This is a genomic window from Deltaproteobacteria bacterium (assembly GCA_016234845.1).
In the GTDB taxonomy this organism is placed as follows: domain Bacteria; phylum Desulfobacterota; class Deferrimicrobia; order Deferrimicrobiales; family Deferrimicrobiaceae; genus JACRNP01.
Genome location: JACRNP010000050.1, coordinates 1 through 4,118, shown reverse-complemented (window position 1 = coordinate 4,118; position 4,118 = coordinate 1). Strand labels below are relative to the sequence as shown.

The 4,118-nt window shown below is 67.3% G+C and carries 6 protein-coding genes; all 6 read left to right on the top strand.

From position 1 onward, the window contains the following. Positions 1 to 76 precede the first annotated feature (76 nt). Complete coding sequence (locus HZB86_04340; protein MBI5904767.1) at positions 77 to 646, top strand: GNAT family N-acetyltransferase; 570 nt, start codon at positions 77 to 79, stop codon at positions 644 to 646. 103 nt (positions 647 to 749) lie between these two features. Further along, entirely contained in the window at positions 750 to 1,412 is a 663-nt protein-coding gene (locus HZB86_04335; GenBank protein ID MBI5904766.1) for a hypothetical protein, read from the top strand. A 45-nt stretch (positions 1,413 to 1,457) separates the two neighbouring features. Beyond that, on the top strand, positions 1,458 to 2,465 hold the full coding sequence (locus tag HZB86_04330) for an FAD-dependent oxidoreductase (protein ID MBI5904765.1): 1,008 nt from the start codon (positions 1,458 to 1,460) through the stop codon (positions 2,463 to 2,465). Continuing rightward, a complete protein-coding gene (locus tag HZB86_04325) occupies positions 2,462 to 3,403 on the top strand; it encodes a CopD family protein (GenBank protein ID MBI5904764.1) in 942 nt (313 codons plus the stop codon). The genes HZB86_04330 and HZB86_04325 overlap by 4 nt, the downstream gene beginning before the upstream one ends. Before the next feature lie 72 nt (positions 3,404 to 3,475). Then, entirely contained in the window at positions 3,476 to 3,904 is a 429-nt protein-coding gene (locus HZB86_04320; protein MBI5904763.1) for a PaaI family thioesterase, read from the top strand. A 3-nt stretch (positions 3,905 to 3,907) separates the two neighbouring features. Continuing rightward, on the top strand, positions 3,908 to 4,118 hold a 211-nt coding region (locus HZB86_04315; GenBank protein MBI5904762.1), incomplete at its 3' end, for a sulfurtransferase.

The window sequence follows — 4,118 nt, the reverse complement described above, 5'->3', positions numbered from 1 at the left end:
GCCGGGTGGTACGACGCGGGGGAAGTCCCGTTCCGGGAGGACTGGTGACGGCGGCACGTTCGGAAGGAGGAGACCCATGATTCCCCTGGACCGGTATCCCAAGGAGATCACGCTGCGGGACAATGCGCGCGCGGTATTGCGCCCCATGATCTCCGGGGATGGCGACGGCCTCTGGAATTTCCTGCGGAACCTTCCCGAGATCGACAAGTCCCATTTCCACGAGGATGTGGACGACCGGGAGGTGGTGGAGCGGTGGGCGAAATCGCTCGACTACGACGAGGCGCTCCCGATCCTGGCGATCCGGGGAGACCGCGTCGTGGGGACGGCGACTCTCTTCCGGAACAGGACCGGCTGGAAGCAGCGGGTGGGAATCGTCCGGATACTGGTCTCGACCGATCATCGGCACCTGGGCCTCGGGACGGCGATGATCCGCGAGATCCGCCACCTTGGGGAGAAGGCCGCGTTGAATTACCTCCTGGCGGAGGTGATCGAGGAGCGGCAGGCCGCCGTTCGGGCGCTCGAACGGATGGGATTCGTGAAGGCGGGGGTCTACCGGAATTTCGTCAACGACCGGTCCGGGCATCTCCACGATCTGGCGGTGCTTCTCCATCCCCTGTCGGGTCTCCGGAAGGAGGCGCCCTCCTGATATCATATTGATGTACGTCAATGCGTGGTTTCGTTTTCCCGGCGACAATGCCGCCATGAAACCCAATCCGTGCGGTTCGGGGCGACCCGAAAAGGAGGACGACATGAGACGGTGGACGGGAGTCGGCGGCGCGGCGGCGTTGGTCATGATCCTGGCGGTGGTGACGGCGGGGGACGTCCTCGCGCATTGCGATACGCTGGACGGACCGGTCGTCCTGAAGGCGAGAGAGGCGCTGGAAAAAGGGGACGCGAAGATCGTCCTGCCGTGGGTGGCGGTGGAAAAGGAGAAGGAGATCCGGGAGGCGTTCGACCTGGCGTCGGCCGTCCGGGGAAAGGGTCCGAAGGAGAAGGAGCTTGCGGACCGGTTCTTCTTCGAAACGCTGGTGCGCGTCCACCGGGAGGGGGAGGGCGCCCCGTACACGGGCCTCAAGGCCGCCGGACTGGACCTTGGCCCGGCGATCCCCGCGGCGGACAAGGCTCTGGAGAGCGGCGACCCCCGCCCGCTGCTCCAGCTCATCGACGAGAAGGTCCACGCCGGCATCCACAAGTATTACACGGAGGCGAAGGGGAGGAAGGAGCACGCCGGACACAACGTGGAAGCGGGGCGGGCCTACGTCCAGGCGTACGTCCCGTACCTGCACTTCGTGGAGCGGCTCTACAACGGCGCCACCACCCCGATCGTCCATGGAGCGGGGGAGGGCGGACACGCGGGGGAAGGCCATCCGGCGGAAGGGAAACCGGCGGCGTCCCCGGCCCACGGGCATTAACCGGAGGACGCGCCGGGGAGACCCGGCGGGGCACGGAGGTGCGCGATGCGGTACCTGATCCTGGGAGGCGGCCCCGCGGGGATCGCGGCGGCGAAAACGCTCCGGAAGGAAAAGCCCGACGCGGAGATCGTCGTCGCCACGGATGAAACGGATGCCCCGTATCTTCGCCCGCTGCTTCCCGACCTGATCCTGGGGGACGCCGGGGACGATTCGATCCTGGATCCGCAAGGCAGGGACCTTGCGGAAAAGGGCGTGCGGTGGCTGACCGGCCATCGGGCCGTGCGGCTGGACATGGGGAACCGGCAGGTCGATTTTTCCGACGGGACGCGGGAAGGGTACGACGTGCTGCTGGTCTCCACCGGGGGGAAGCCGGACGTCCCGACGCCGTTGATGAAGGGTATCCCCGCGATCCGGGTCTTCGACTCCCGGAAGGATGCGCTCGCCATCCGGGAGCGGGCGGCCCTTCCGGGGGGCGCGGTGGTCTACGGCCCCGGATACCTGGCGATCGAGGCGTGCCGGGCGCTGCGGGGGGCGAAGAAGGAAGTCGTCTGGGTCAAGCCGGACCTGCCGAAATACGGCTACCCGATCGCCGGCGAGCTGGAGGCGAGCATCCTGGACGACGTCCGCAACCGGGGCGCGCGGATCCTCGAAGGGGAGAACATCGTCCACGCGTGGGAAAAGGACGCGGAGACCACCGTGGTCCTCACGCGCGGCGGGGAGGAGATCCCCTGCTCCCTCGTGGTGGTCGCCACGGAGCGCGTCCCTTCCGTGGGATTCCTCTCCGGCAGCGGAGTGATGGTGGGGACGGGGGTCCTCGTGGACGATTTCCTGCGGACGAGCGCCCCGAACGTGTACGCCGCCGGGGATTGCGCCGAGTTCGCGAACCAGCCGAAGGGGGTGGGCCGAATCAACTTCGGCTGGCGCAGCGCCATCCGGCAGGGGCAGCTGGCGGGCGAGAACATGGCCGGAGGGAACAAGCGGTTCGGGGGGAACGAGGGGGATTACTTCTGGGCCCTCTTCGGCTTCTCCCTCCTGGACCGGGCGAAGAAATGATCGGGAGAGTCGCCGCCCGCCCGTTCCGGCGGACGGCGGCCTTCGCCGGGGCGGCACTGTTCCTTGGACTGATCCTGTTCCCGGCTCCGGGGCTGTCCACCGAAGAGTTCGCGCGGCGGACCGGCAGGGAGTGCGCCGCATGCCACGTGGACGCTCCGGGCGGCGGGGAGCTCACCGCCGCCGGGAAGGAGTTCCTCGCGTCGCGGGCCGCCTCCGGAAAAGGTTCGCCGGCCTCCCCCCTCCATCGCGGTGTTCGATTCGCGGCTGGTTTCCTCCACCTCCTCACGGCGGTGATGTGGTTCGGCACCATCCTTTACGTGCACCTCCTGCTGAAGCCCGCCTACGCCTCCCACGGGCTGCCCCGCGGGGAGCTGATGGTGGGATGGGGATCCATCGTCGTGATGGCCGTCACGGGGGCGATCCTGACGGCCTACCGCATCCCGACATGGGAGGACCTCTTTCACACCCGGTTCGGCGTGCTGCTGACGATCAAGATCGCCATCTACCTGGTGATGACCGCCACGGCGTTCATCGTGACCTTCATCGTCGGGCCGCGACTTGCGGCACGGCGGGTTCAGGTGGACTCCCGAAAGCAGGAGATGACCGTGGAGGAGCTGGCGGCGTTCACGGGTAAGGACGGGGCGCCGGCCTACTTCGCTTATAAAGGAACGATCTACGACGCGTCGGGCAGCAAGCTGTGGCAGAAGGGGATCCACATGGGGAAACACCAAGCGGGGTTCGACCTGACGGAAGCATTGAAACTCGCCCCCCACGGTGAGGACCGGATCTTCCGGCTCCCCGCGGTGAAAACGACGGTCGATGCGGCCGTGCCCGGATCGAAACCGCCCCACCTCAAGGCGTTCTACTTCATGACCTTCCTCAACCTGTTCCTCGTCCTCGCCGTGCTGCTGATCATCGCCTTGTGGCGCTGGTGGTGAAGGTCCGGCATCCGGAATCCCCTCCGGCGCATCCCAAGGAAGCACCGAGTTCGATCCGGGGAGGATGTCGGGATGGGCAGCGCGCTGACCGGGAAGATGAAAAGCGGGGACATGAAGCCGCCCGCGGCGGAGCTGGTCGGTTTCCGGATGCTCACGTTCGGAAACGGGGAAGCCCGCTTCGAGATGGAGTCGGGGGAAAAACACCACAACCCCATGGGGACGGTGCACGGGGGGATCCTGTGCACGCTTGCGGACTCCGCCATGGGGATGGCGTTCGCCTCCACGCTGGACGACGGGGAGACGTTCACGACCCTGGAGATCAAGGTCAACTATCTTCGCCCTGTCTTCGAGGGGAAACTGTACGCGAACGCGATGGTGGTCCATCGCGGGCGGACGGTGGGGATGGTGGAGTGCGACGTCTCCACGGAGGACGGCAAGCTCGTCGCCCGGGCCGTCTCCACCTGCTCCGTGCTCCGGGGGGAGAAGGCGGAAGGAAGGTAGGCCGTGGAGAGCTTCGCGGTCCTCGTCGGCCGGTACGGCGTCGCGGCGGTATTCCTCTTCACGTTCCTGGAAAACGCCGGGCTCCCGATCCCGGCGTTCCCGGTCCTGATGCTCGCGGGGGCGTACGCCTCCACGCGGCACTCGTCCGCGCCACTGATCGTGGCGGTCGGGGTGGCCGGCGCGCTCCTCGCGGACGGGATCTGGTATTTCGTCG

Excerpts from the sequence above, each read along its gene's own strand:
- HZB86_04340 (MBI5904767.1), top strand. The coding sequence starts at position 77 with ATGATTCCCCTGGACCGGTATCCCAAGGAGATCACGCTGCGGGACAAT.
- HZB86_04335 (MBI5904766.1), top strand. The coding sequence starts at position 750 with ATGAGACGGTGGACGGGAGTCGGCGGCGCGGCGGCGTTGGTCATGATC.
- HZB86_04330 (MBI5904765.1), top strand. The coding sequence starts at position 1,458 with ATGCGGTACCTGATCCTGGGAGGCGGCCCCGCGGGGATCGCGGCGGCG.
- HZB86_04325 (MBI5904764.1), top strand. The coding sequence starts at position 2,462 with ATGATCGGGAGAGTCGCCGCCCGCCCGTTCCGGCGGACGGCGGCCTTC.
- HZB86_04320 (MBI5904763.1), top strand. The coding sequence starts at position 3,476 with ATGGGCAGCGCGCTGACCGGGAAGATGAAAAGCGGGGACATGAAGCCG.